The 20,902-nt window shown below is 73.3% G+C and carries 16 protein-coding genes; 11 read left to right on the top strand and 5 right to left on the bottom strand.

Going from position 1 to position 20,902, the window contains the following annotated elements; all coding sequences use genetic code 11:
• Nucleotides 1–334 precede the first annotated feature (334 nt).
• Entirely contained in the window at nucleotides 335–2,470 is a 2,136-nt protein-coding gene (locus AB0D08_RS03730) for an EAL domain-containing protein (protein WP_233289172.1), read from the bottom strand.
• Nucleotides 2,467–3,273: an SAM-dependent methyltransferase gene (locus AB0D08_RS03725; RefSeq protein WP_033822381.1), complete on the bottom strand. Its 807-nt coding sequence runs from the start codon at nucleotides 3,271–3,273 to the stop codon at nucleotides 2,467–2,469. The genes AB0D08_RS03730 and AB0D08_RS03725 overlap by 4 nt, the downstream gene beginning before the upstream one ends.
• A 206-nt stretch (nucleotides 3,274–3,479) precedes the next feature.
• On the opposite strand from AB0D08_RS03725, the gene AB0D08_RS03720 reads away from it, so the two are divergent.
• On the top strand, nucleotides 3,480–5,246 hold the full coding sequence (locus AB0D08_RS03720; RefSeq protein ID WP_359886111.1) for a glycoside hydrolase family 15 protein: 1,767 nt from the start codon (nucleotides 3,480–3,482) through the stop codon (nucleotides 5,244–5,246).
• A 66-nt stretch (nucleotides 5,247–5,312) separates the two neighbouring features.
• Entirely contained in the window at nucleotides 5,313–6,503 is a 1,191-nt protein-coding gene (locus tag AB0D08_RS03715) for a winged helix DNA-binding domain-containing protein (RefSeq protein WP_359886110.1), read from the top strand.
• Nucleotides 6,504–6,597: 94 nt separating this feature from the next.
• Here the strand turns inward: AB0D08_RS03715 and AB0D08_RS03710 are convergent, their stop codons facing one another.
• Nucleotides 6,598–8,460 (bottom strand): glycoside hydrolase family 6 protein, encoded by a 1,863-nt coding sequence (locus tag AB0D08_RS03710; RefSeq protein WP_359886146.1) that lies wholly within the window; start codon nucleotides 8,458–8,460, stop codon nucleotides 6,598–6,600.
• A 477-nt stretch (nucleotides 8,461–8,937) separates the two neighbouring features.
• A complete protein-coding gene (locus AB0D08_RS03705) occupies nucleotides 8,938–9,702 on the bottom strand; it encodes a GntR family transcriptional regulator (protein WP_033822384.1) in 765 nt (254 codons plus the stop codon).
• 98 nt (nucleotides 9,703–9,800) lie between these two features.
• On the opposite strand from AB0D08_RS03705, the gene AB0D08_RS03700 reads away from it, so the two are divergent.
• Together AB0D08_RS03700 and AB0D08_RS03695 are read left to right on the top strand one after the other, a co-directional pair.
• Nucleotides 9,801–10,037: a hypothetical protein gene (locus AB0D08_RS03700; protein WP_033822385.1), complete on the top strand. Its 237-nt coding sequence runs from the start codon at nucleotides 9,801–9,803 to the stop codon at nucleotides 10,035–10,037.
• 64 nt (nucleotides 10,038–10,101) lie between these two features.
• Complete coding sequence (locus tag AB0D08_RS03695; protein WP_033822386.1) at nucleotides 10,102–10,359, top strand: hypothetical protein; 258 nt, start codon at nucleotides 10,102–10,104, stop codon at nucleotides 10,357–10,359.
• A 369-nt stretch (nucleotides 10,360–10,728) separates the two neighbouring features.
• Here the strand turns inward: AB0D08_RS03695 and AB0D08_RS03690 are convergent, their stop codons facing one another.
• The gene (locus AB0D08_RS03690; protein ID WP_359886109.1) at nucleotides 10,729–11,328 is read right to left on the bottom strand and encodes an antibiotic biosynthesis monooxygenase; all 600 of its coding nucleotides are present in this window, start codon (nucleotides 11,326–11,328) and stop codon (nucleotides 10,729–10,731) included.
• A 268-nt stretch (nucleotides 11,329–11,596) separates the two neighbouring features.
• Here AB0D08_RS03690 and AB0D08_RS03685 point away from each other — a divergent pair, with 268 nt between their 5' ends.
• From AB0D08_RS03685 to AB0D08_RS03655, 7 genes are all read left to right on the top strand, one after another.
• Entirely contained in the window at nucleotides 11,597–12,760 is a 1,164-nt protein-coding gene (locus AB0D08_RS03685) for an aminotransferase class I/II-fold pyridoxal phosphate-dependent enzyme (RefSeq protein WP_359886108.1), read from the top strand.
• Nucleotides 12,761–12,893: 133 nt separating this feature from the next.
• Nucleotides 12,894–14,516: an ergothioneine biosynthesis glutamate--cysteine ligase EgtA gene (gene egtA / locus AB0D08_RS03680; RefSeq protein ID WP_359886107.1), complete on the top strand. Its 1,623-nt coding sequence runs from the start codon at nucleotides 12,894–12,896 to the stop codon at nucleotides 14,514–14,516.
• Between the two features lie 143 nt (nucleotides 14,517–14,659).
• A complete protein-coding gene (gene egtB, locus AB0D08_RS03675) occupies nucleotides 14,660–15,952 on the top strand; it encodes an ergothioneine biosynthesis protein EgtB (protein WP_359886145.1) in 1,293 nt (430 codons plus the stop codon).
• On the top strand, nucleotides 15,952–16,704 hold the full coding sequence (egtC, locus tag AB0D08_RS03670) for an ergothioneine biosynthesis protein EgtC (protein ID WP_033822388.1): 753 nt from the start codon (nucleotides 15,952–15,954) through the stop codon (nucleotides 16,702–16,704). Before egtB ends, egtC begins: the two co-directional genes overlap by 1 nt.
• 127 nt (nucleotides 16,705–16,831) lie before the next feature.
• Entirely contained in the window at nucleotides 16,832–17,803 is a 972-nt protein-coding gene (gene egtD, locus AB0D08_RS03665) for an L-histidine N(alpha)-methyltransferase (protein ID WP_033822389.1), read from the top strand.
• 155 nt (nucleotides 17,804–17,958) lie between these two features.
• Nucleotides 17,959–19,380, top strand: coding sequence for a sugar porter family MFS transporter (locus AB0D08_RS03660; RefSeq protein ID WP_051813231.1), 1,422 nt, complete (start codon nucleotides 17,959–17,961; stop codon nucleotides 19,378–19,380).
• 186 nt (nucleotides 19,381–19,566) lie between these two features.
• Nucleotides 19,567–20,859: a nitric oxide synthase oxygenase gene (locus AB0D08_RS03655; protein ID WP_359886106.1), complete on the top strand. Its 1,293-nt coding sequence runs from the start codon at nucleotides 19,567–19,569 to the stop codon at nucleotides 20,857–20,859.
• Nucleotides 20,860–20,902: the final 43 nt, after the last annotated feature.

Raw genomic sequence — 20,902 nt, 5'->3', positions numbered from 1 at the left:
CCTGGCGGGGCGTCGAGAAGCCCCGAACGGGGAACGGAGACGGGTCGCGGCGCTGCGGGCTGCTTCGTACGAACTCCCCCGAAGCCCCTCACAGACGTGCCGGCCGATCTCGGGCGCCGAAGCGCCGACACGAACAGCAACTGGCGAAATGTACGTCCGCCGTGAGGCGGTGCCAGAGCCCCATCACATCAGCACGGATGCGGCGCGTCAAGGGGATATGTCCGTATTTCATAAGATTGCCGGGTATCGACCACTCTCGGTCACCACTCCCCGGGCCACCGCACGGCCGCCCTACGGGCTCCCCCGCGGACCCGCCCGGACCGGCGGCCGGCCCTCAGTTCTCGCGCGCGAAGTCCGCCGCGGGGAGGTTGACCTCGGCGATCCGGCGGGCGATCTCACCCGGCCGCACCGGGCGGCCGAAGTGCCAGCCCTGCGCCCAGTCGCAGCCCATCAGCCGCAGCCGCTCCGCGTCCGCCCGGCTCTCCACGCCCTCGGCGGTGACGGTCAGGCCGAGCGTGTGGGCCAGCGAGACCAGGCCGCTGACGATCCGCCAGCCCAGGTGGGTGTCCTTGGCCGGGTCGTGCAGGTCGCCGACGAAGGACCCGGCGATCTTCAGCCCGGAGACCGGCAGATCGCGCAGGTACGCCAAGTTGGACCAGCCGGTACCGAAGTCGTCGACGGCGAGCGAGACGCCCATGTCGACCACCGCGTGCAGCGCCTTGAGCGCCTCGTCCTCGGGCCCGACCACGGTCGACTCGGTGATCTCCAGCTGCAGCATCGCCGGGTCGAGCCCGGTGCTGCGCAGGATCCGGTCGATGTCCCCGACCAGACCGGCGTTGCGGGCCTGACGGACCGCCAGGTTGACGCTCAGCTTGGGCGCCCGCTCGCCGAACCTGGCCACCCAGTCCGCGGCCTGACCGCAGGACTGCTCCATCACCCAGCGCCCGAGCGGCATGATCAGGCCGGTCTCCTCGGCCACCCCGACGAACTCCTCCGGGCCCAGTACGCCGAGCTGCGGGTGGCGCCAGCGCACCAGCGCCTCGACCGCCACCAGCGAACCGGAGGCCAGGTCGACCATCGGCTGGTAGTCGATGAAGAACTCGCCCCGGTCCAGCGCCGAGGGCATCCGCACCGACACCGCGTAGCGGCTGACCGCCCGGGCGTTCTCCTTCGGGTCGAACAGCGTCCACCGGCCGCGGCCGGCCTCCTTGGCCCGGTACAGCGTGAGATCGGCGGCGCGCACCGCCGCTCCCGGCGTGGTGGTGGCGATCCGCCGCTCCAGCACGCCGACGCTGGCGCCGACGGCCAGCTTGTGGTCGCCGATCAGCACCGGCTTGGCCAGCGCGGCGAGCACCGTCTTGGCGGCGGCGACCGCCTCCTGCTCACCCCGGCAGTTCTCCAGCAGCACCACGAACTCGTCGCCGCCGAGCCGGGCGACCATGTGCCCGAGCGGGGTGAGGGCGGCGTCCAGCCGGGCCGCGACAGCGGTCAGCAGCTGATCGCCCATGTCGTGGCCCAGGCTGTCGTTGACCACCTTGAACCCGTCCAGGTCGACGTAGCACAGCCCGAACCGGGCACCTGGCTCCGGATCCTCGAACAGGTCGTCCAGGCGTTCGAAGAAGGCCGCCCGGTTGGGCAGCCCGGTCAGCGGGTCGTGGGTGGCCTGGTGGCGCAGCCGCTCCTGCAGCCGGTAGCGGTCGGTGATGTCCTCCAGCATCGCCACCTGGTACTGCGGCACGCCGTCGTCGTCGCGGATCAGCGACACCGTCAGGTGGGTCCACACCACCTCGCCGTCGTGCCGGTAGTACGGCTTGTCGAACTGGAAGTAGTCCCGCTTGCCGCTGATCAGCTCCTCGTACGCCTCCCAGACGCCCGGGGTGTCCTCGGGGTGCACCAGGTCGTTCACCCGGCGGCCGCGCATGTCCTCGGGGCCGGCGCCGAAGATCTCCTGCAGCGCCCGGTTGACGGCCAGGATGTTGCCCTCGGTGTCGCCGAGGCCGATCCCGATCGCGGCGCTCTCGAACAGCGCCCGGAACCGGGCCTCGGAGGAGCGCAGCGCCCGCTCGACCTCCTGCCGGGCGGTGTCCGCCGCCAGCCGGATGGCCTCCTGCTCGCGCAGCGTCCGCTCGCGCAGCGCCGCCGCCCAGCCGGCCGCGAAGGCGCCGCACAGCGCCGGGCCGCGCCCGTCGCGGACCGGGTACCGCTGGAGCAGGACCACCGCGTCGGCGAGCACCGCCGGGTCGGTGAAGTGCGAGTCGACCAGCATCGCGCCGGCCTGCTCGGCGAGCCGGGCGTCGAACTCCTCGTCCTGCCGGGCGCGGTGCAGCAGGTCGGCGCTGCGGCCGGCCAGCCGGCTCAGGGTGCCGGGGTGGACGGCACTGCCGTGGCCCGCCCGCAGCAGCCCGGCCCAGGCGTCGTGGAACTCCGCCGCGCGGCCGTCGGGGTCGTCCTGCGACAGCCCCTCGCTCACGGCAGGCGTCCGACGCCGGCCGCGCCGGTCATCCGCTCGGGGTGGGCGCCGACCGCCTCGGGCCGGTCCGGCCGCCACTCGGGGAGGAAGACGACCCCCGGCTCCAGCAGCTCGAACCCCTCGAAGAACCCGGTGATCCGTTCCAGTGACCGCATGGTCAGCGGCGTCGGGGTGCGCTTGTACAGGTCCTGGTGGGAGCCGGCCTGGTCGGGGCGGCCCTCCAGCGAGGCGTGGCAGATCACCAGGGCGCTGCCGGGCGGGAGGGCGTCCCGCAGCCGGGCGACCAGCTTCTCCGGCTCGTCCTCGTCCTTGACGAAGTGCAGGACCGCCACCAGCAGCAGCACCACCGGCTCGCCCGGGGCGAGCAGCTCGGCCACCTCGGGCCGGGAGAGCAGGTCGGGGACGTCCCGCAGGTCGGCCTCGACCACCGAGCAGAGCTCGTCGTCCTTGAGGATCAGCCGGCTGTGCGCGACCGCCACCGGGTCGTGGTCGACGTACACCACCCGGGCCTCGGGCCGGATCGCCCGGGCGATCTCGTGCACCGGGCCGAAGGTGGGGATGCCCGAGCCGATGTCCAGGAACCGGGTGTGGCCCTGCTCGGCGAGGTACTCCACCGAACGGCGCAGGAAGGCCCGGTTGGCGCGCATGATCTGCGGAAGGTCGGGCCAGAGCTCCATGGCCTTGCGGGCCATCTCACGGTCGGCCTCGAAGTTGTGCGAGCCGCCCAGGTAGTAGTCGTAGACCCGGGCCGCGTTGGGCTTGTCGAGATCCGTTCCGGCGGGCACCCAGTTCGGTCGCCGCATCACGGCACCCCTTCCGCAAGGGAAAAAGACAACAGGCCATAAAGATCTTCCTATCATCCGATCTTCTTTGCAAGTGGAGTCTTCCGCTTCGGCGCGTCGCACCCGCACCACCCGGCACCGCCAAGGGGCCGCACCCGGCACGGCGCGCGACCGGGCCCCGGCGCGTACCCGGCGCGCGGCGCCCACCGGACGGACAATGGGGTGCAATGGCCGGACGCATCGAGGACTACGCCCTCATCGGTGACCTCCAGACCGCCGCCCTGGTGGGCAGGGACGGTTCGGTCGACTGGCTCTGCCTGCCCCGGTTCGACTCCCCCGCCTGCTTCGCCGGACTCCTCGGCGACGCCCGGCACGGCGCCTGGCGGCTCGCCCCGACGGCCGGCGGCACCTGCACCGCCCGCCGCTACCGCCCGGACAGCCTGGTCCTGGAGACCGACTGGGAGACACCCCAAGGAGCGGTACGGGTCACCGACTTCATGCCGCACCGGGACCGCGTCCCCCAGCTGATCCGGATCGTCGAGGGCCTGCGCGGCAGCGTCCCGGTCCGCGCCGAACTGCGGCTGCGCTTCAACCACGGCCGGGTCGCCCCCTGGGTCCGGCGCACCGAACGCCACCGGGTCGCCGTCGCCGGCCCCGACTCCGCCTGGCTCCGGGTCCCGCCCGGGGTGCACACCTTCGGCCAGGACGGCGCCACCCTCTCGGAGTTCACCGTACGGGCCGGCGAACAGGTGCCGTTCGTCCTCACCTGGCAACCCTCCCACCAGCACATCCCACCCCGCACCGACCCCGCACAGTTACTGGAGCGGACCGTCGCCGGCTGGCACGACTGGGCGGCCAGCTGCCGCTACACCGGCGAGTGGCGGGACGCCGTCCTGCGCTCCCTGATCACCCTCAAGGCCCTCGCCTACGAACCCACCGGCGGCATCGTCGCCGCCCCCACCGCGTCCCTGCCCGAACAGATCGGCGGCGAACGCAACTGGGACTACCGCTTCTGCTGGCTGCGGGACTCCAGCATGACCCTGGCCGCCCTGCTGCGCAGCGGGTTCCGCGAGGAGGCCGCCGCCTGGCGCAAGTGGCTGCTGCGGGCCATCGCCGGCGACCCCGGCGACCTGCAGACGGTGTACGGCGTGGCCGGCGAGCGCGGCCTGCCCGAGACGGTCGCCGGCTGGCTCCCCGGCTACCGGGGCTCCACCCCGGTCCGGTTCGGCAACGCCGCCGTGCACCAGCTCCAACTCGACGTCTACGGCGAGGTGGTGGACACCCTGCACCTCGCCCTGCTGGCCGGGATCCCGATGGAACGGCAGGTCTGGAGCCTGCTGAGGAGCCTGATGAGCTACCTGGAACAGCACTGGAGCGAACCGGACGAGGGACTCTGGGAGGTCCGGCGCGGCCGGCGCCACTTCGTCCACTCCAAGGTGATGTCCTGGGTCGCCGCCGACCGCGCCGTCCGGATGGCCGAGAGCACCGGACTGCCCGCCCCCGTCGACCGCTGGCGCGCCATGCGCGACAAGATCCACGCCGACGTCTGCGCCAACGGCTACCACCGGGGCCGCGGCGTCTTCGTCCAGCACTACGGCGGCACCGACCTGGACGCCGCCACCCTGTTCATCGTCAAGACCGGCTTCCTCCCGCCGGACGACCGCCGGGTGATCCGCACCGTGGAAGCCGTCCGCAGCGAACTGGACCACGGCGGCTTCGTCCGCCGCTACTCCACCGGCCCCGACGCCGACGGCATGCCCGGCACCGAAGGCGCATTCCTGGCCTGCTCGTTCTGGCTCGCCGACGCCCTGGCCGCGATCGGCCGCCGGGACGAGGCCCGCGAACTGTTCGCCCGGGTGGTCGCCCTCGGCAACGACCTCGGGCTGCTCTCCGAACAGTGGGACCCGCTGGAGAAGCTCCAACTCGGCAACACCCCCCAGGCGTTCACCCATGTCGCGCTCGTCAACTCGGCCTTCGTGCTGTCCGGCGCCTGACCGGGCACACTGGACCTCCGCCACCGGCCCGACGGCCCGGCCCGCACCCCCAGCCCGGAGGCCCGGATGACCACCCGCCCCCGCATCGACGACCACCAGCGCCGCACCCGGCTCGCCGTACGCCAACTCCTGGCACCCGCGCACCGCGCCGCCACCCCGGAACAGGTCGCGGACGCCGTGGTCGCCCTGCACGCCACCGACCCGGCCACCGTCTTCCTCTCGACCGCCGCCCGCCTCGGCCCGGCGCAGGGCCCCGGCCGGACCGCACCCGACCCCGTCCCACCACTCGAACGCGCACTGTACGAGGACGGCACGCTGGTGCGGATGCACGGCATGCGGCACACCCTGTTCGTGGTCCCGGCCGCCCTCGCCCCCGTCGTGCAGGCGTCCACCACCAGCAAGGTCGCCGAGCGCGAACGGCGCGGCTTCACCGCCTTCGCCGCCGAGGGCGGCTTCGACCAGGACTGGCTCACCGACGTCGAACACGAGGCCCTGGCCGCACTGGACCGCGCCGGCGAGGCGACCGGCGCCCAACTCGGCTCCCTGGTACCGAGGATGCGCGAGGAGATCGCGGTCGCCGTCGGCAAGCCGTACCAGGCCGTCCAGACCATCGGCACCCGGATGCTGCGGGTGCTCGGCATGGAGGGATCGATCATCCGCCGCCGCCCGGTCGGGAGTTGGACCAGCGGCCAGCACCGGTGGGCGACCCACCGGCCCTACCCGCAGCAGCCGGCCGCCGCCGCCCAGCGCGACCTCACCGCCCGCTGGCTCGCCGCCTACGGCCCCGCCACCGCGGAGGACCTGCGCTGGTGGACCGGCTGGGGACTACGGGAGGTCCGCACGGCACTCACCGGCTGCGGAGCCGTCCCCGTCGACCTCTCGGACGGCGAAGGCTTCGCCCTGCCCGACGACCTCGAGCCGGTCCCCGACCCCGAACCCTGGGTGGCGCTGCTCCCCGCGCTCGACCCCGCGCCGATGGGCACCCGGTACCGCCACTGGTTCCTGCCCGACGAGCACCGGGCCGAACTCTTCGACCGCTCCGGCAACATCGGCCCCACGGTGTGGTGGAACGGCCGCATCGTCGGCGGCTGGGCCCAGCGCGCGGACGGCGAGATCGCCTGGCAACTGCTCGGCCCCGTCGACCGGGCGGCCCGCGACGCCCTGGAGGCGGAGGCGGAACGGCTGCGCGGCTGGATCGGCGACACCCGGGTCACCCCGCGCTTCCGGACCCCGTTGGAGCGGCGGCTGTCCGCGTAGGGGGCTGTCCTGTAGGCGCTGCGCCGGGCGGACGGCCCGGGCCCGGCCCCGCGCGGTGCGGGGCCGGGCCCGGGTCAGGAGGCTGTCGGTCGAGTCAGCCGGCGGTGCAGGTGAGGGTCGGGGACGGGTTGGCCCCGGAGTATCCGGCGCCGAAGCCGAAGCCGGCCGAGGCGCCCGGGGCGAGGCCGCCGTTGTACGGGGCGTTGACCACGGTGACCGCCGTACCGGACTGGGCCAGGCCGCCGTTCCACAGATTGGTGATCTGCTGGTTGCCGCCCCAGGTCCAGCTCACCTTCCAGGAAGTGGTGGGCGCAGTACCGGTGTTGGTGACCGTGACCGCCCCGTTGAAGCCGCTCCCCCAGTCGCTGCTGACGCTGTACGCGGCGGTGCAGCCCGCGCCTCCCCCGCCGTCTCCCGCGGTGGTCACCGTCAGCGCGGCCGAGACCGCCGACGCGTTGCCCGCCGCGTCCCGGGCCCGGACGGTGTAGCTGTAGGCCGTCGAGGCGCTCAGCCCGCTGTCGGCGTAGGCCGGGGCGGACGTCGAACCGACCAGCACGCCGCCGCGGTAGACGTCGTAGCCGGTCACCGCCGTGTTGTCGGTGGACGCCGTCCACGCCAGCGAGACCGCGGAGGCACTGACCGAGGTCGAGCGCAGCCCGGTCGGCACGCTCGGCGCGCTGGTGTCCCCGCCGCCACCGCCGAGGGGCGGGTACGCGTTCCGCAGCAGTTCCTGGAACTGGGCGGAGAACCAGTGCCCCGCCAGCGGGGCGTTCGGCAGCGCGCCCGACATGTGGTTCCCGTTGCGGGCGTTGCCGGTGTAGGTCGGGTCGCACATCCGGTCGAAGCCCTTGCCCTCGTCGTTGGCGACCGCGGAGCTGGCGCCGTCGGACTCGCCCGGCGGTTTCACCCACACGTACGCGTCGACGCCGGGCTGCGGCGCTGCCGTGGGACGCTCTCCGAGGCCCGCACCGGACTGGTTGCACCAGTTGCCGGTCTGCAGCCGCCGGTCGATCCGCCCGCCGTCCACGTAGGCGTCCACGCCGGTCGTCGGCCCGGGCCCGGCCGGGCGGGCGGCGCCGCCCCAGCCGTTGCGGGAGGTGTCGATCAGCATGCCGACACCCGGGTCGAACCCGGCCGCGACCGCCCGCTGCCGGAACGCCTGGGCGTAGGAGAGCTCGTCGACGTAGCGGTTCCAGTCCACCCACTTGCTCTGCCGCACCGAGGTGCCGTTCACGGCGTCGTCCACGGTGAAGTTCGGCTCCTTGAGCGCCGAGTAGTTGGCCGTGTTGACCACGAAGCCCTGCACGTCCGCGACCGTGCTGCCGGCCGCCGTGGCCGCCTGGTGCAGTATCTGAACGGCCGGGTCGAGGTTGGAGTCCCAGCCCAGCCAGCCGTGGTGGCCGGCGTCGATGTAGTTGTAGACGTTGGGCACGGCGCCGAGTTTGGCGAGCGCGTAGCCGACGCCGTTGACGTAGTTCCCGTTCGCCTTCATCGTGTCGCACTGCGGCGTCGCGGTCGCCGTGCCACCGGCGTTGGTGACCAGGTTGGGCAGAGAGTCGATCTCGATGGTGTTGACGATCCGCAGCCCGGCGTAGGCGGGATCGGCCAGGATGGCGGCGATCGGATCGATGAACTCGCTCTTGTAGCGCGGCAGTTCCGTCGGACCGAGCTCCCCGTTCGAGGCCAGCGCCGCGCAGTCCCGGCCGGGCAGGTCGTAGATCACCAACTGGACCACGAACGGCCGGCCCGCGGCCTGCGTCACCGCCGCGTCCAGGTGGGCCCGCAGGCCCATCGCACCGGAGGCGCCCTGGACGGCGGCGATCCGGTCCAGCCAGACCGCGGTCGGCTGGCCGGCCACGGCACTGCCACCGGGCTCGGCCGCCGCACGGGCGGACCACTCCGGGTTCACATAGACACCCGCCCCGGCGTACGGGTTGTCGACCCGGGCGGCGGACAGGGACTGGGCTCGGGCGGGCTGGGGGGAGGACGCGGCCGCAGCCGGGGCGGCGCTCGGCGCGACACCGGCGACCGTCAGCGCCGCGACGGCGGCCACGGCCCGGATTCCGGGCAGGAGACGAGGTTGCACTTGCGGATCCTTTCGGGTGGGGGTGGATCCCGACGTGCTGGTGTTGGTGGTGGGGGGGGGTGCCCGAGACGGGTACACGATTGTGGGAGCGCTCCCATATGGCCGAGATCTGCAGCCTCGCGCACTCGGGCGCTACGGGGGAAAGGGGTGCACCAGGGGCCGGGAGGGGCCAACTCCCACTGCCGGGCTGGTCCTGAGCTCATGGATTATCAAGCCATGCACGCTGTCAATCGTCAAGCGGTGCAGCAGAGTTCAGAAGATGAAGTCAGCGGACGCGACCCGTGGCGGAGTGGGAGCGCTCCCTCAGGGAGGGCCGGCGCATGACGGGCGCCGATCAGGGCTCGCCGATCAGGGCGCGCCGGGCTCCGGCCTGATGCCGTACTCCGCGATCCAGCGGGAGCCGAGCAGGACGATGTCCGCCGTCTCCACCGGACGGCCCGTGGAACGGTCGTAGTGGGTGCGCTCGACGGCCAGCACCACGGCACCCGGCTGGACGGCGAGCCGCTGCGCCTCCTGCCGGGTCGCCTGACGGGCACTCACCCGCTCGACCGGCAGGCCGACCTCGATGCCGATGACGGCCATCCGGTCGGCGACACCGATACCGCCGTGCGGCCCGGCCTCGGGGAGGACGATCAGGCTGTTGCCGGTCACGGCCATCGGCTCCCAGGAGTCCGTCAGCTGGACCGGCACCCCGTCGGCCAGGTGCACGTACGCGGTGTGCACCACCGGCTCACCGGCCGCGATGCCGAGCCGCTCGGCGACCACCGCGTCCGCCCTCGCCGTCGCGGACTCGGAACGGCGGGAGGCGTCCATCCCCTGCTCCACCAGCATCACTCGAACGGGTGATCCCTGACCGGGACGTACGCGCTGATGCCGCACCAGAACCTGCGGCGCCTCCTGCGACTGGACGAAGTAGCCCGCACCGGGCCGCGCGACGACCAGGTTCTCCTCGATCAGAATCCCGTAGGCGCGCTGCGCAACGCCTCCCGAGTAGCCGAACTCCTCGGCCAGTTCGCTGATCGAGGGCAGGCGCTCGCCCGCGACGACGCCGCCGTCCAGGATCCGGGCGCGCAGCTCGTCCGCGATGCGGAGGTACGGCGGGGTGTCCGTCACGGCGTCCTCTCTACTGCATCGGTGTGGCCTGGATGACACGGTAGCGCGAGTCGGGATACTCTATCGATACGGTTCAACCGTACCTATAGGGGAGATCGGTGCAGATCAGTGTGCGCGCGGCCGCTCTTCGGAGCGCCATCGAGCAGGCCACCGGCGAGCTGGCCCACGCGCACCCGACCGCCACCGGCCTGCGGATAACCGCATCGGTCCCCACCGACTGCGGCCCGGAACGCTGGGCCGACATCCTCAAGGCCATCACGGTGGCCGAACGCTGGGGCGCGACCGACGCCGCAGGACTGACCCAGATCTGGGCCGAGATCCAGGAGGATCCGTGAGCAGCACCCAACTCCGCCCGCCCCCGACGGCCGTGCGACCGGGCATCCGACCGGACCTCACACCGTGACGGCACCGCGCTGGGAGCCCGACCGCTACCTGGTGGACCGCCTGCCGCCCGACGCCGCCGGCCGGCTGATGTGGGGCATCCGCGACCTTCACGACGGCGGTGCCTGGGTGGAGACCGGCGGCGAACTCGAGCGGTACCCGCTGCGGAGCAGCGCCCAGCAGTGGATCCGCGCCCGCCGTTACGTGGACGAGGGGCGGCCCCGCGGCTCAGGAGAATGCCGCGGCCAGGGAGGCCGCCGCGATGGAAGGGAGTGACATGCCCGAGGAGACGACCAGCACAGCCGGTGCGACGGGCCCGGCAGCCGCCGCCCGTACGGCCGCAGCGACCACCGCTGCCGTGGGGGAGGCCCCCGTCCTGCTGACCATGGGGTACTGCGTGGACTGCGGGGACTACGTTCTGGGGCGGCCCGTCCGTCCCATCAACGACCGGGCCGAGGCCGTCGACCAGCATCGCGACTGTCCGAGGCCCATCCCGCCGAACCGCCGCCCACCGACCGGTCCGCGGCCGGTCAGCCGCCCGCCGGGGCGCCGCGCACGGAAGCGGGCCGAGCCGGCCACGGCCTCGGACCGGCGCGCCACGGGCCACTGCACCCAGGGGTCAACTCCCCAGGACCGGGAGCCCGTTCAGGACGGGAACAGCCAGCGGCGCAGCAGACGGGTGACCGCCGGCAACGCGAGGTAGGTCATCAGCGCACTGATCACCGGCGCCATCAGCAGGGTACGGGCGACCACCGGCAGGCCCGAAAGGTGCGGTGTCAGCACCAGGTTGGCCGTGACGGTGAGCGGGGCGATGGCCACGGTGGAGGCCACCATCATCTTCCAGCGGGCGGGCGGCTTGCGCCGCGCGCCCACCGAGGTGGTGGCGAACCAGCCCTCCATGCCGTGAAGTTCACGACGCGCGACCTCCACATGGTGACCGTCCGCCCGGGCGAAGCATGCCGCCCGGGCCGGGGAGGCCTGCCAGTCGGCGAACGCCGCGGCGTCGCGGAAGTGCAGCAACAGATGCCAGGGGTCCTCGGACCCGGCCGGACGGAGCAGTCCGGTCCCCAGGTTGCCCGGATGGTCGGCCGCAGCCGCGAGAATGCCCCGCGCCCACCCCTCGAAGGCCTCCTCGAACCCGGGATCGACCCGCCGGGCCACGAACAGCGTGACCTCCTCACCGGCGGCCGCCCGCCCGCCGCCCGCGCCCGCTCCGATGCCGTTCAGGCCCTCCGTCGTGGTCATTCGTGCCTCGTTCCTCTCCGGCGGCGGGCGGTCCACTGCCCCGTTCCAGGTGGGCCCGCCCTGGCGCGCAGGGTACGCGGGCGGGCCGGGCCCGTGTCGCGGCCGTCCACGGATCGGAGAGGCCGGGTACGCACGGGTTCGCACGGGGGCGCGGCGCGGTACACAGGTGCGGCACGCGGGCGCGGCGGGCGCGTACGGTCCGGGCCGAGTGTGCCCCGGTACCGTGGGCGCGGGCCGGCGTGCCCAGGCGAGACCGGGAGGAGCAGCCGTGTTCGAGGCGTTCGACCGCACCGGGACGGGCAGCAGCAAGTGGGCCCGGGCCGGAGCCGGGCGGATCGCGCTGGGCCTGGCGGACATGGACCTGCCCGGCCCGCCCGCGATCGGTGCGGCGCTGGCCGCCAGAGCCGGGCACCGCGCGTTCGGGTACACGGTGTGCGATCCGGATGGCCGGCAGCTGGTGGCCGAGTGGTACCGCCGCCGTCACGGGGTCGTGGTCGATCCGGACTGGGTGATGCTGCTGCCCTTCGGGCCCCGGACGGCTGTACGGCTGCTGCTGGAGGCCGCGGAGCCGCGGGGGCCGGTGGTGTTCGGCACCCCGGAGTGGGGCGGGTTCGGTCCGGTCTGCCGGGCGGCCGGACTGCCGTACCGCGAGGTGCCGTTGGCCCGGGACGAGGACGGCTACCGCCTGCCGGTGGAGGAGTTCGCCGATCTGCGGCCGGGCGTGGTGATGGTGAGCAGCCCGCACAATCCGTCGGGTCGGCCGTGGCGGGCCCGGGAGATCCGCGCTCTCGCCGAACTCGCCGAGGAGTCCGGCGGGTTGCTGCTGTCGGACGAGGTCCACGGCGATCTGGTGCACCCCGACGCGGACGCCCGGCACCCGGTCGCGGTGGCCCTCCCGGGTACGGGAAGCGACGGCGGCGCGGTGCGGCACACCGTCACCCTCAACTCGGTCGGCAAGACGTTCAACACCTCCGGCATCCCGAGCTGCTTCGCGCTGGTGCCGGCCGCCGCGCTGCGCGAGCGGCTGACGGCGGTGATGGCCGGGCACGGGTTCTGGGAGGGCGGCCTGTTGGAACAACTGGTCCAGCGAGCCGCGTTCAGCGAGGGCGGGCCGTGGCTGGACGGGCTGCTCGCCCACCTCGCCGTGGCCCGCGATCTGGCGGTGGAGGCCCTCGGCGACGCGGTGGCGGCCCGGCCGCAGGCCTCGTACCTGCTGTGGCTGGACGCCGCCGCCGTGGCCCGGAAGGCCGGGCTGCCCGGTCTTCCGGGAGAACACGCCAGGGCAGCGATCCTCACCGAACGTGACGTCGAACTGGCGGACGGATCCGGCTTCGGCCCGGGCGGCCACGGCTTCCTCCGGCTCAACTATGCGCTCCCGCTGGCCCGTCTACGTGCCGCACTCACCCATCTGACCTGCGAAAACGGACTCTGAGCGGCGGCGAGGTTTGCCCCGTTGCAGACTGAGCAGGAACAACCGGGCCGCATACCGCGAACCGAGGATGGTGAGTCCGGTGATACCTGTACGCCCCTACCCGGCAACAGCACAGCAAGAAACGCCACCCAGCGTGACCCCGCTGACCGAAGCCTCGGCCGAGGAACACCTCGCCGGGATCTGCTTCAAAATCGGGCCGCCCCGGCTGATCGGGGTCGAGACCGAGTGGTTCGTCCATGACTCCCGATGTCCGGACATCCCGGTCGACCCGGCCCGCGCGGCCGCCGCAGTGGCGGCGCTGCCCGACCACCCCGACGGCCCGCTGCTTCCCGCGGGCGCCACCCTCACGCACGAACCCGGCGGCCAGGTCGAGCTCAGCTCCCTCCCCGCCGAGGACCCCGGCAGATGCGCCGTCGATCTGCGCCGCGACCAGGCGGCCCTGCGGGCGGCGTACGCCACCCAGGGGCTGTGCCTCACCGGCAGCGGTACCGACCCGCTGGCCCGCGAGCGCCGGATGCAGCTCACCCACCCCCGGTACGTGGCGATGGAGAAGTACTTCGACCGGGCCGGGCCGTGGGGCCGGATCATGATGTGCGGCACTGCATCCGTGCAGGTAAGCGTCGACGCGGGCACCGAGCGCGGGGCGCAGTCGCTGGCGGAGCGCTGGCGGCTGGTGCACCTGCTGGGGCCGGTGCTGGTCGCGGCGTTCGCCAACTCGCCGCTGCTGGACGGCCGGCCGACCGGCTACCGCTCCACCCGGCAGATGGTGTGGTCGCGGATGGACCCGAGCCGCACCTTGGCCCCGCCGCCCGGCGGCGACCCGCGGGAGGCGTGGGCCCGGTACGTGCTGGATGCCAAGGTGCTGTGCGTCCAGCGCCCGGACGGCCAGCCGTGGACGGCGCCCACCGGGCTGACCTTCCGGGACTGGCTGCGTGGCGCGGGCGACCGACCCGCCACCCTGGCCGACCTGGACTACCACCGCACGACGCTCTTCCCGCCGGTCCGGCCACGCGGCCACCTGGAGCTGCGGATGCTCGACGCGCAGCCCGGCGACGGCTGGCTGACGCCGCTGGCGCTGGTGAGTGCGCTGCTGGACGACCCGGTGGCGGCCGACGCGGCGTTCGCGGCGTTGGAGCGGCTGTACTCGGTGGACGGCGCGAGCGTTCACGCGAACGTGAGTGGTGGCGCGAGCGTGAGCGGTCACGCAAGCGTGAACGGCAGCGCGAGCGCGAACGGTGGCGTGGGTGCGAACGGCAGCGCGCGCGTGAACGGTAGCGGCGGCGTGAATGGTGGCGGCGGCGCAAATGGCGGCGCGGGTGCGAACGGTCGCGCTGACGTGAACGATCGCATGACCGAAAACGTGAACGGTGGCCGGAGCGCGAACGCTCACCACACCGTGAACGGCCGCAGCCCCGCGAACGCTCACGCTTACGTGAACGGTCGCACCCGCGCGAATGTGGACTTCACCGTGAACGCCCCGCGCAACGCCCTGTGGCAGCGCGCGGCGGTGCTGGGGATGTCCGACCCCGAGCTGCGGCGCGCCGCTCTCGCCTGCTTCGGCGCCGCCGAACAGGCGCTCGGCCGCGCTGACCGCCCCGCGGGCGCACAGGCCGCAGAGGGCGCCGACCTGCTGCGCGAGAGGCTCACCGCCTTCGCCGAGCGTTACCCGGCGCGCGGCCGCTGCCCCGCCGACGACCAGCTGGACACCCTGCGAGCGGGCGCCCGCCCCGTACCCGAGGAGGCCGCACCGTGCTGAACACCGACCGGCCCGAGCCGACCCCCGGCACCGCCGCACACCCCGGCACCGCCACACCACCCGCTACACCGGGCCCTGCTGCACCGGGCCCCGCCGCATCCGGACCCCCCGCACCCGGAACCCCCGCCCCCGGAACCGCCGCGCTGCGGGAGCTGATCGCCGGTGAGCTGATCGCCGCGCGCGAGCGCACCGCGCGGCTGACGGACTGCGTCGAGGACCACGACCTGACCGCCCAGCACTCGCCGCTCATGTCGCCGCTGGTCTGGGACCTGGCCCACATCGGGAACCAGGAGGAGTTGTGGCTGCTGCGGAACGTCGCCGGCCGCGACCCGATGCATCCGGAGATCGACCCGCTGTACGACGCGTTCGAGCACCCGCGCTCCGAACGCCCCACCCTGCCGCTGCTTCCGCCCGCCGAGGCCCGCGCCTACGCGCACGAGGTCCGCGGCCGGGTGCTCGACCTGCTGGAGGCCAGCCCGTTGGAGGGCACCCGGTTGCTCACGGACGGGTTCGCGTTCGGGCTGATCGCGCAGCACGAGCAGCAGCACGACGAGACGATGTTGATCACCCACCAGCTGCGGCGCGGCCCCGTCGCGCTGACCTCTCCCCCGCCGCCCGCCCCCGTGGGTGCCGACCGGTTGCCGCCCGAGGTCCTGGTGCCGGCCGGGCCGTTCACCATGGGGACCGACACCGAGCCGTGGGCGCTGGACAACGAACGCCCGGCGCACCAGGTGGAGTTGCCCGCCTTCCGGCTGGACACCACGCCGGTGAGCAACGCCGCCTACCAGCGGTTCATCGCGGACGGCGGCTACGACGAGCCCCGCTGGTGGACCCCCGAGGGCTGGAAGCACCGCCTGCAGGCCGGGCTGGTGGCGCCGCTGTTCTGGACCGAGGAGGGCGGCCAGTGGCTGCGCCGCCGGTTCGGCGCGGTGGAGCCGGTGCCGCCGCAGGAGCCGGTGCTGCACGTCAGCTGGTACGAGGCGGACGCGTACGCGCGGTGGGCCGGGCGCAGGCTGCCGACCGAGGCGGAGTGGGAGAAGGCGGCCAGGTTCGACCCGGTGAGCGGCCGCTCCCGGCGCTTCCCCTGGGGTGACGCCTCCCCCGGTCCCGAGCACGCCAACCTCGGCCAGCGGCACCTCCAGCCCGCCCCGGTGGGCAGCTACCCCGACGGCGGTTCCGCCCACGGCGCCCGGCAGTTGATCGGTGACGTGTGGGAGTGGACGGCCAGTGACTTCCTGCCGTACCCGGGCTTCCGGGCCTGGCCGTACCGGGAGTACTCGGAGGTGTTCTTCGGGCCGGAGTACAAGGTGCTGCGCGGCGGTTCGTTCGCGGTGGCGCCGGTCGCCTGCCGTGGCACCTTCCGCAACTGGGACTATCCGATCCGCCGCCAGATCTTCTCCGGTTTCCGTACCGCCTGTTCGGTGGAGGGCGACTGATGTGCCGCCATCTCGCCTATCTGGGGCCGGCGGTGCCGATCCGGGAGCTGGTGGTGGCGCCGCCGTTCGGGCTGTACCACCAGTCCTGGGCGCCCCGGTCGCAGCGGTACGGCACGGTGAACGTGGACGGCTTCGGGGTCGGCTGGTACGCGGACGGCGACGAGGTCCCCGCCCGGTACCGGCGGACCGGGCCGATCTGGGCCGACCGGTCCTTCGAGGACCTGGCCCGGGTGGTCCGCACCCGGGCGCTGCTGGCCGCCGTCCGCTCGGCCACGCCGGGGTGCGCGGCCGGGGAGGAGGCGGCGGCGCCGTTCGCGGCGGGGCGCTGGCTGTTCAGCCACAACGGCGCGCTGCCCGGCTGGCCCGAGCGGTACGACAAGGCCGCCGCCGCGCTGCCGCCCGCGGAGCTGCTGGCTCTGGAGGCCCGCAGCGACTCGGCGCTGGTGTGGGCGCTGGTGCTGCACCGGCTGCGGGCCGGGGCACCGCCAGGTGAGGCGCTGGCCGGGACGGTACGGGCGCTGGCCGGGTACGGACCCGATGCCCGGCTCAATCTGCTGCTGACGGACGGGACTTCGATCGCCGCCACGGCCTGGGGGGACACGCTGTTCCACCGCACCGGGCGGCCCGGGGAGGGCGTGCTGGTCGCCTCCGAGCCGGGCGACGACGGTCCGGGCTGGACGGCGGTACCCGACCACTCCCTGCTGACGGCCGACTCCTCGGGGGTCAACGTGCTGCCGATCCAGCCGGGTTGACGGCGCGCCCGCCTCACGGACCAGGTGACCACGACGCGACGGGACGGCCCCCGCGGCCGTCCCGGTACGAAGCGGATGACGAGTGTTGAGACGAGTGTTGAGACGACTTTCGAGAGGACGAACAGCCGTGAGCTCCTACCACCTGACCCGGCTCCTGCCCGCCGATCACTTCAGCCACGCGCTACGCCACGACGTGCAGCACGGTCTGACCGCGAGCCCCAAGACCCTGCCGCCGAAGTGGTTCTACGACGCCCGGGGCAGCGACCTGTTCGAGGAGATCACCCGGCTGCCGGAGTACTACCCGACCCGGGCGGAGCGGGAGATCCTGACCAGCCGGGCCCGTGAGATCGCCGCGATCACCCGGGCCAGGACGCTGGTGGAGCTGGGGTCCGGCTCGTCGGAGAAGACCCGGCTGCTGCTGGACGCCTTGCAGGAGCTCGGCACGCTGGAGACGTACGTGCCGGTGGACGTCAGCGAGAGCGCGCTGGACGCCGCCGGGCGCGGGCTGACCCGCGAGTACCCGGGGCTGGCGGTGCGGGCCGTGCTGTCGGACTTCACGCACGGGCTGGGCATGCCGGCCGGTGAGGGGCCGAAGCTGCTGGCGTTCCTCGGCGGGACGCTGGGGAACCTGCTGCCGCAGGAGCGGGCCGAGTTCCTGGCCGGGCTGCGCCGGCTGCTCAAGCCGGGTGACGCGCTGCTGCTGGGTACCGACCTGGTGAAGGATCCCGGGGTGCTGGTCGCGGCGTACGACGACGCCGCGGGCGTGACGGCGGAGTTCAACAAGAACGTGCTGTCCGTGCTGGACCGGGAGCTGGACGCGGACTTCGACCCGGACCTGTTCGAGCACGTGGCGGTCTGGGACCCGAAGCAGGAGTGGATCGAGATGCGGCTGCGGTCGACCCGGGCCCAGACGGTCAAGATCCGGGCGCTCGATCTGCCGGTGCACTTCGAGGAGGGCGAGGAACTGAGGACCGAGGTGTCCGCGAAGTTCCGCCGCACCAGGATCGCGGACGAGCTGACGGCGGCCGGGCTGCGGCTGGCCGAGTGGTGGACCGATGAGCAGGGCCGGTTCGGGCTGTCGCTGGCGGTGCCGAGCTGACGCGAGTAGCTCGACCCCGATGGCATCCGTTCATTATTTGAACGGATGCCATCGGTCATTGACCGGACAAATCGGGATCCTGAGTGCATGACTTGAATGATTGCGGCTACGCTCTCGGGCGGAAAGCTCAATGTTGAGTACTCGGGAGTCGAATCGTGAGCGCCCTACCCACGGCTGTGCAGCCGGAGACCCGGTCGGCCGACCGGCTCGGCTTCGTCGTCTTCATCACGGCGGCCGCCGCCCTCGGCGGCTTCCTGTTCGGCTATGACAGCTCGGTGATCAACGGTGCCGTCTCCGGCATCCAGGGCCGGTTCGCCGTCGGGGACGGCGTGACCGGGCTGATCGTCTCCTCGGCCCTGCTCGGGTCGGCGGTGGGCGCGGCGCTGGCCGGGCGGTTCGCCGACCGGTACGGCCGGATCCGGGTGATGAAGGTGTCGGCCGTGTTGTTCGGGGTGAGCGCGGTCGGCTCGATGCTGCCCTTCGCCGCCTGGGACCTGGCCTGCTGGCGGGTGCTGGGCGGCGCGGCGATCGGTATCGCCTCGGTGATCGCGCCGACCTACATCGCCGAGGTCGCACCGACCCGCTACCGCGGCCGGCTGGCCTCGTTCCAGCAGGCGGCGATCGTCCTCGGCATCGCCGTCTCCCAGCTGGTCAACTGGCTGCTCGCCCGGGCCGCCGACGGCGACACCCGCGGGCAGCTGCTGGGCCTGGAGGCCTGGCAGTGGATGCTCGGCATCTGCGTGGTGCCGGCCGTCGTCTACTTCGTGATGGCCGCGCTGATCCCGGAGTCCCCGCGGTTCCTGATCGCAGCCGGGCGCACCGAGCAGGCCCGTTCGGTGCTCCGCGAGATCGAGGGCGACGCGGCCGACACCGACGCCCGGATCGAGGAGATCCGCACGCTGATCGCCTCCGACCACCAGCCGCGCATGCGGGACCTGCTCGGCGGGCGGTTCGGCCTGCTGCCGGTCGTCTGGGCCGGTATCGGCCTGTCGGTGTTCCAGCAGCTGGTGGGCATCAACGTGATCTTCTACTACTCGTCGATCCTCTGGCAGTCGGTCGGCGTGGACCAGAGCAGCTCGCTGCTGATCAGCTTCTCCAGCTCGGTCATCAACATCGTCGGCACCGTGGTCGCGATCCTGCTGGTCGACCGGATCGGCCGCAAGCCGCTGGCGCTGATCGGTTCGGCCGGCATGGCGCTCTCGCTGGCGACCGCCGCCTGGGCGTTCAGCTACGCCACCGGCAGCGGGGACGAGGTCTCGGTCCCCGATCTGCAGGGCACGGTGGCGCTGGTGGCGGCCAACGCGTTCGTGCTGTTCTTCGCGATGTCCTGGGGTGTGGTGGTCTGGGTGATGCTGGGCGAGATGTTCCCGAACCGGATCCGGGCGGCCGCCCTGTCGCTCGCCGCCTCCGTCCAGTGGGTCGCCAACTGGGCGATCACGGTGAGCTTCCCGTCGCTGTCCCGGTGGAACCTGTCGGCCACGTACGCGATCTATGCGGCGTTCGCGCTGGGTTCGGCCTTCTTCGTGGCCCGGTACGTGAAGGAGACCAAGGGCGTCCGGCTGGAGGACATGGGCTGACCCGGGCCGACTGCCTGGCCGGCCCACGGCGCAAGGCCGCGGGGGCGTCCACCGGACAGCTGTCCGGGCGGGCGCCCCTCGGCGTCGCACCATAGCGCCGTCACGATCGGCGCGGGGCCCGAATCGTCCTCTCGCTGCGGGCGGGAACGCGCATCCGGTAGCCATGGGGGCAGGAGGGATGTGCTCTTGATCTTCAGTCGGTTTCGTCCTCGCAAGCCCGGCCAGGCGGGCGTCTGCCCCTACGCCCACCCCGGGCACGGCGCACCGGCCGGGTACGGCAGCCACCTCGGCCAGGAGCCGCGTCCCGTACCGGACTCCGAGGGCCCGGGCCCGTCCGGACCGGCCGTGCGGCGTCCCGGGACCGCGTCGGGCGCGTACGACCCGCAGGCCGTACGGGCCGAGCCGGCCGCACAGGCCGAGGCGTTCATCCGGCAGTTCCACCACGAGCGGCCCGGCGCCGTCGGCCCCGGCCCGAGGATCCGTCAGGTGCTGGACGAGATCGACCGCACCGGGAGCTACACCCACACCGCCGAGGAGCTGGCGTTCGGGGCCCGGGTCGCCTGGCGGAACTCGGCCCGCTGCATCGGGCGGCTCTACTGGCGCAGCCTGGTGGTCCGCGACCTGCGGCACGTCACCGCGCCGGACGAGATGGCCGAGCAGTGCTTCGAGCACCTGCGGGCGGCCGCCAACGGCGGGCGGATCCGTCCGGTGATCTCCGTCTTCGCGCCCGACCGGCCGGACCGCCCGGCGCCGCGGATCCTCAACCAGCAGCTGGTGCGCTACGCGGGCCACCGGCTCCCCGACGGCGGACTGCTCGGCGATCCGGCCGGCACCGAACCGGCCGACCTGGCCCTGCGGTTGGGGTGGAAGGGCGGCGAGGGCCGGTTCGACGTGCTGCCGTTGCTGATCCAGCAGGGTCCGGCCGACGCACCGCACTGGTACGAGCTGCCCGACGACGCCGTGTCGGAGGTGCGGCTGAGCCACCCCGAGCACGGCTGGTTCGCCGAACTCGGCCTGCGGTGGTACACGGTGCCGGCGATCAGCGACATGGCACTCGAGATCGGCGGGGTCAGCTACCCGGCCGCCCCCTTCAACGGCTGGTACATGGGCACGGAGATCGGCGCCCGCAACCTCGCCGACGCCGACCGGTACGACATGCTGGCGACGGTCGCCGAGCGGCTCGGCCTCGACACCACCAACGAGCGGACGCTCTGGCGGGACCGGGCGCTGGTCGAACTCAACCTGGCGGTGCTGCACTCCTTCCAGGAGGCCGGCGTGACCATCGCCGACCACCACACCGAGTCGGTGCGCTTCCTCAAGCACATCGCCCAGGAGCAGCGGCTCGGCCGTCCGACCCCGGCGGACTGGAGCTGGATCGTGCCACCCGTCTCTGGCGGCCTCACGCCGGTGTACCACCGCTACTACGACCCGGTGGACCCGGACCAGCGGCCGGCCTTCGTCACCCGGTCCCCCTGGTAGGTCCGGCGGGCACGGCGGCGGGCGGAGCCACGGGCACGGCTGC

This window comes from Kitasatospora sp. NPDC048540 (genome assembly GCF_040651175.1).
Lineage (GTDB): Bacteria > Actinomycetota > Actinomycetes > Streptomycetales > Streptomycetaceae > Kitasatospora.
Note: the sequence above shows the minus strand (reverse complement) of the source record. Positions and strands in the feature narration are given on the sequence as shown.

Coding starts and splice junctions, on each gene's coding strand:
- AB0D08_RS03725 (WP_033822381.1), bottom strand. CDS start 3,273: ATGCGGCGACCGAACTGGGTGCCCGCCGGAACGGATCTCGACAAGCCC.
- AB0D08_RS03720 (WP_359886111.1), top strand. CDS start 3,480: ATGGCCGGACGCATCGAGGACTACGCCCTCATCGGTGACCTCCAGACC.
- AB0D08_RS03715 (WP_359886110.1), top strand. CDS start 5,313: ATGACCACCCGCCCCCGCATCGACGACCACCAGCGCCGCACCCGGCTC.
- AB0D08_RS03690 (WP_359886109.1), bottom strand. CDS start 11,328: ATGACCACGACGGAGGGCCTGAACGGCATCGGAGCGGGCGCGGGCGGC.
- egtC (WP_033822388.1), top strand. CDS start 15,952: ATGTGCCGCCATCTCGCCTATCTGGGGCCGGCGGTGCCGATCCGGGAG.